Origin of the sequence: Mesorhizobium sp. M7A.F.Ca.US.006.04.2.1, assembly GCF_004022915.1 — a bacterium.
Taxonomy (GTDB): domain Bacteria; phylum Pseudomonadota; class Alphaproteobacteria; order Rhizobiales; family Rhizobiaceae; genus Mesorhizobium; species Mesorhizobium ciceri.
Genome location: NZ_RZQA01000428.1, coordinates 1 through 5436 on the forward strand (window position 1 = coordinate 1; position 5436 = coordinate 5436).

The window sequence follows — 5436 nt, forward strand, 5'->3', positions numbered from 1 at the left end:
GTACCCCGCCTCGATCGGAAGCCAGGAGAAGCCCGCGCCGAGTGGCCAGGCGGAGGTCAAACGCGTGGTGCACCACCCAACCTATCATTACGATCCCGAGTTTGCCTTCAAGGGGGTGAAGACCAAGCGCCCCTTCACGATCGCTGCCGGGCCAAACAATCCGGTGGGATCGGTCTGGATCGACTTGTCCATCGATAGCTACGGCATTCACGGAACGCCGGACCCAGGCAAGATCGGAAAGACCTTCTCGCATGGTTGCATCAGGCTGACCAACTGGGATGCCGAAGACCTCGCCTCTGAAGTGCAAAAAGGCACAAAGGTCGTCTTCAAGGACGAAGCGGCAGGATCGGTCGAACAAGGATCGCAGTAGGTAGGCGCTACGGCCTACCCATTTTCGACCGTGTGACTAGTCACACGGTCGTGTGACTGGCGTCGCCGAGGGCGTGGAGCGGCCCCTTACCCCAGCCACTTCTCGTAGTCGGACACCAGCAGATGGATCGGGGCAACGTCTTCGTCGATGTTGGAAAAACGGCCGATCGGTTCGCGAAACACATTGTCGGTGAGATCGTCGTTGACGGTCGAGACCTCGCCGATCAGCACATCCTTGCCCTCGGCCCAAAAGGCATGCCAGACGCCGGGCAGCAGCGTGACGCTTTGGCCCGGGTCGAGCTTCAGGAGCCCGCCCGCAGGCAGCCTGTGGATGGTTCCGTCGACCGGCACCGAAACCTCGGCCTTGGGATCGATGCCGCCGTCGCGGTCATGCATGAACAGTTCCAGCACCAGCTTGCCGCCGCCACGGTTGATGATGTCCTCGGCCTTGATGTTGTGGCGATGCATCGGCGACAGCTGGTCCTTGCGCGAGATCATGATTTTCTCGGCATAGAGCATGCCCATGCCCTTCTTCATGTCCTCGTAGCGGCCGTTGCGAACGGTGAACAGGAACAGGCCGAGCTCCTTGAACTTCTCCTGACCGTAATCGGTGATGTCCCAGCCGAGCCGCGAGGTAAACACGGCCGCGGAGTCGGCCTGGCGCGCCTTCGCCTCCTGCGGCGACCAATAGGCGAAGGGCGGCATGATGTAGCCGAACGAGCGGATGAAAGCGTCGGCTTCGCGGATGATGTCGTTGATGGCGGAGCGCTTCATGATCATGATCCCTTCGTATCGATTTGTCTGGCAAATCGCATAGCCGAACGTCGATGCGGTGTCGATCCATCTCGCCGCCTGCCCGGCCTTGCGCTTAGGCGCATGGACCACAGATCCGCTTCGCTGGCCGCGTGACATCGCGGATTTTCAGGGCCATAAATCCCGCGGATTCCTCATGGGGTGAAAGATGATGCCGACCGTCCACGACCTCGATACGCCGTCGATTCTCATCGACGCCGCGCGCGCCGAAGCCAATATTGCCCGCGCCCAGGCGCATGCCGACAGGAATGGGCTGAAGCTCAGGCCGCATATCAAGACGCACAAATTGCCCTATTGGGCGAAGAAGCAGGTGGCGGCCGGCGCCGTCGGCATCACCTGCCAGAAGATCGGCGAGGCCGAGGTGATGGCCGATGCCGGGCTGGCCGATATTTTTCTTCCCTACAACATCCTTGGGCGCGCCAAGCTGGAGCGGCTTCTGGCGCTGCACGGGCGCGTCACCCTGTCGGTGACAGCGGACAGCATGGAGACGCTCGAAGGGCTGGCAGCCACCTTCACCGATGCCGGTCATCGTCTACCGGTGCTGGTCGAATGCGACACCGGCATGGGACGCTGCGGCGTGCAGTCGGCCGATGAAGCGGTTGCGCTGGCAAGACAGATCGACAGAGCCGGTGGCCTCGCCTTCGGAGGACTGATGACCTACCCGGCCGCCGGGAAGGCAGCGGAGGCCGAAGCCTGGCTCGCCGACGCCAAGCAGGCGCTGGCCGCATCGGGCCTCGCCTGCGAACGCATCTCCAGCGGCGGCACGCCGGATATGTGGCGCTCCAGCGATACATCTGTTGTCACGGAGTATCGTCCAGGCACCTACATCTATCTCGACCGCTATCAGGTCGCCAAAGGCGTCGGCACGCTCGACGATTGCGCGCTGACGGTGCTGTCGACGGTGGTCAGCCATCCCACCGCGACGCGCGCTATACTCGATGCCGGCAGCAAGGCGCTGTCCAGCGACACGCTGGGTCTCGCCGATTTCGGCGAGTTGCCCGGCGTGCCGGGAGCGCGGGTGACGGGCCTGAGCGAGGAGCACGGCACCGTCACGCTTTCGGGTGACGGCAAATTGCGCATCGGCGAGCGCGTGCGTGTCGTGCCCGACCATTGCTGCGTCGTCACAAACTTGTTCAACGAGGTCAACCTGGTCGACGGCGACAAAGTGCTGGAAACGCTGCCTGTGGCGGCGCGCGGAAGGATGGGGTGAACTAAGAAGCGTCTTGCCTTCTCACACAAGGGGAGAAGGGGGAGAGCGCTCCGCCTGCCGTGCCGCGACCCTGCGCATGGCAATCACCCGGCGACGGCGGATTTCGGTGCGCATCGCCATCAGGTGCAGCGCGAAGAACAGCACGGTGAAGCCGAGCGCCATCACCAGAAGCGGCCACAGCAGGCTGGGGTCGATGGTGGAGCCGCCCATGCGGAACACCGAGGCCGGCTGATGCAGCGTGTTCCACCAGTCGACCGAGAATTTGATGATCGGGATGTTGATGAAGCCGACCAGCGTGATGATGGCGGCGGCCCAGGCGGCGCGGCTGGCATCGTCGAGCGCACGGGTCAGCGCGATGATGCCGAGATACATCAGGAACAGCACGAAGACCGAAGTCAGCCGCGCATCCCAGACCCACCAAGTGCCCCACATCGGCTTGCCCCAGATCGAACCGGTGATCAGCGCCAGCGCGGTGAAGACCGCACCGATGGGTGCGGCTGATTTCAGCGCGACATCGGCCAGCGGATGCCGCCAGACGAGCGTGCCGAGCGCCGAGACCGCCATCAGCGTGTAGCACATCATGGCCAGCCAGGCGAAAGGCACGTGGATGTACATGATGCGGACGGTGATGCCTTGCTGGAAATCCTCAGGCGCGGCGAAGCTCATATAGAGCCCGACGGCGAGGATCAGTGCGGCGATCGTGGCCAGCCACGGCACGACCTTGTCCGCCAACCCGACGAAGCGCGTCGGGTTGGCGAGATCCATCCAGCTCGTCAGGCGTGAAGTCGTGTCGCTCATACGGTTCTACATAAACCGCCGCGGCGTTCGGGGCAATCGAGCGGTGGTGTCGCAGGGCTGCAGCGCTTTGCCTTCTCCCCTGTGGGAGAAGGCAGAGACGTGCCTGATCAGGCGGCCGCTTCCTGCTGTTGCAGCACGGTGCGGCTGAGGCGGCGGACCTCCTCGTCGTTGAGCAGGCCGCCAGCGCGCAGCAGGCTGGCAAAGCGCCCATTGCGCAGCGACAGCTCGGTGAAGCCGCCCATCTCGACCACCCTGCCCTTGTCCATGAACACGACCAGATCGGCGTCGCGAACGGTGGTCAGGCGGTGGGCGATGATGAAGGTGGTGCGGTCGCGGCGCAGTTCGTCGATCGCTTCCTTGACGCGGTCCTCGGTCTCGACGTCGAGCGCGCTGGTCGCCTCGTCGAGCACCAGGATCGGTGCGTCCTTCAGCACGGCACGGGCAATGGCGATGCGCTGACGTTCGCCGCCCGACAGCTGGCCGCCACGTTCGCCAACCACCGTGTCGTAGCCATTGCTCTTGGACAGGATAAAGTCCTGTGCGGCAGCCGCATTGGCGGCGGCATGGATCTCGTCATTGCTTGCATCGGCGCGGCCGACACGGATGTTGTCCTCGATCGAGCGGTTGAGCAGGCCGGCATCCTGGAACACCGTGGCGATCGAATGGCGCACCGACTTGCGGGTCACGGTGCGGGTGTCGATGCCGTCGATCAGTATACGGCCATGGGACGGCGAGAAGACACGCTGCAGCAGGTTGATGAGCGTGGTCTTGCCGGCACCCGTCGGGCCCACGATGGCGACGGTCTGGCCCGCCTGCACCTCGAAGGACACGTCGTCGATGCCTTGGCCGGAATTGGCGAATTCAAAGCCGACATTCTCGAAGCGCACATGGCCGGTGACGTTGGAAAGATCGCGCAAGCCGTCCGGCTCGGCGGAATCAGCCGCGGAGTCCTCGAGATGGTAGAAATCCTCGAGCTTGGCACGGGCCTCGGAAATCTGGTTGGCGAAAGCCGACATCTGGTCGAGGCGAGCGATCAGCATCGTGGCAAAACCGGTGAAGGCAATGACGTCGCCGACACCCAACTGACCATGAGTCACGAGATAGGAGCCGATCGACAACACGATCAGCATCGAGATTGCCGATGACAGACGGTGCAAGGCATTGGCCAGCGCCCACCAGTCGAGCACAGGGTTCTGCGCGTCGAGCAGGTTCTTGACGTAGCGGCGCAGCGTATCGGCCTCGTGGCCGAGGCGATTGTAGCTCTGCAGCACCGCAACGTTGCTGACCGAGTCGGTCACATGCGCGAACACCTTGTGGTAGTGGCGCTCGACCGCGGCCTGGCCCGCCTTGGTGCGGCGCATGACCATCCGGCCGATGCCGACATAGAGCAGCCCGAGGCCAAGCAGCACCAGCGACATGCGCAGGTCCATGCTGATCGCGGTCGGGACCAGCAGCACGAGGGCGACAGCCGTGGACAGATGCTGGCGCATGAATTCGAGCCAAAGGCTGAACAGGGTTTCGACGGCGCGCAGCATCGTGTGCAGCGCATTGGAGGTGCCGTGCTGATGGTGCCAGGCGAGCGGCATGGTGATCACGCGCTCGAACGACTCGCAAAGCACTTCGCTGCGCCGAGCATGGGCGAAACGGTCAGCGCCGCGCGCCACCATGACGAAGGCAACGATGTTGAAGGCGCCGAGACCGGCCCACATGACCAGCGTGGTGAAGACAGAGCCACGCTCGGAGATGGCGCCGATGACGCGACCGAACATAATCGGCTCGAGAAGCGCTACGATGGCGAGAGCCACGTTGGCCGAACAGATCAACGCAACGCGTTTCCTGTCCGCGGCCAGATAACCGAGAGCTCGCCAGTAGATTTGCAGAAGGGTCACCCCAGTTACTCCGCCACGCTGTTTATTGTGCACTGCATCATTTTATTCGTACCGGTTGATACGTCGCAAAACAATGGCCGTGTACCCCTTCAGTTCCCTTAGAGCGAACAAAAGATGGCGACGTTCCGAAATCTGCCGTGATCACCTAACGGTTTGAGAAGACAGGTAAAATGTCAGGCATGCGGCGAAATCATGGCAGTTGGCACGTGCTGCCATAATTTTAATCAGCAACAATGTCGGGCGGATGACTGAGGCCGAAATCGCCTTTCGCGAAGTATAAAGCAAAACAAAGCTGCAGGATGCCCTTCCAGGCGAAGGGTGGCCAAAGCCTCACCGCTCGCGGCTACTCCTATGGGG

At 62.9% G+C, this 5436-nt stretch carries 5 protein-coding genes; 2 read left to right on the forward strand and 3 right to left on the reverse strand.

From position 1 onward, the window contains the following. The coding region (locus EN925_RS21505; RefSeq protein WP_164894315.1) for a L,D-transpeptidase at positions 1-370 on the forward strand (370 nt) is incomplete at its 5' end. Between the two features lie 86 nt (positions 371-456). Here EN925_RS21505 and EN925_RS21510 read toward each other — a convergent pair. Continuing rightward, complete coding sequence (locus EN925_RS21510; RefSeq protein WP_064995499.1) at positions 457-1143, reverse strand: D-lyxose/D-mannose family sugar isomerase; 687 nt, start codon at positions 1141-1143, stop codon at positions 457-459. Positions 1144-1333: 190 nt separating this feature from the next. Between EN925_RS21510 and EN925_RS21515 the strand changes: the two genes are divergently transcribed. After that, entirely contained in the window at positions 1334-2392 is a 1059-nt protein-coding gene (locus tag EN925_RS21515; RefSeq protein WP_164753446.1) for a D-TA family PLP-dependent enzyme, read from the forward strand. Between the two features lie 21 nt (positions 2393-2413). On the opposite strand, the gene EN925_RS21520 is transcribed toward EN925_RS21515, so the two are convergent. Both EN925_RS21520 and EN925_RS21525 read right to left on the reverse strand, forming a co-directional pair. Next, positions 2414-3190, reverse strand: a complete 777-nt coding sequence (locus EN925_RS21520) for a heme ABC transporter permease (protein WP_027162453.1) — start codon at positions 3188-3190, stop codon at positions 2414-2416. Positions 3191-3297: 107 nt separating this feature from the next. Next, the gene (locus EN925_RS21525) at positions 3298-5079 is read right to left on the reverse strand and encodes a glucan ABC transporter ATP-binding protein/ permease (protein ID WP_013532297.1); all 1782 of its coding nucleotides are present in this window, start codon (positions 5077-5079) and stop codon (positions 3298-3300) included. Between the last annotated feature and the right edge of the window lie 357 nt (positions 5080-5436).

Coding starts and splice junctions, on each gene's coding strand:
- EN925_RS21510 (WP_064995499.1), bottom strand. CDS start 1,143: ATGAAGCGCTCCGCCATCAACGACATCATCCGCGAAGCCGACGCTTTC.
- EN925_RS21515 (WP_164753446.1), top strand. CDS start 1,334: ATGCCGACCGTCCACGACCTCGATACGCCGTCGATTCTCATCGACGCC.
- EN925_RS21520 (WP_027162453.1), bottom strand. CDS start 3,190: ATGAGCGACACGACTTCACGCCTGACGAGCTGGATGGATCTCGCCAAC.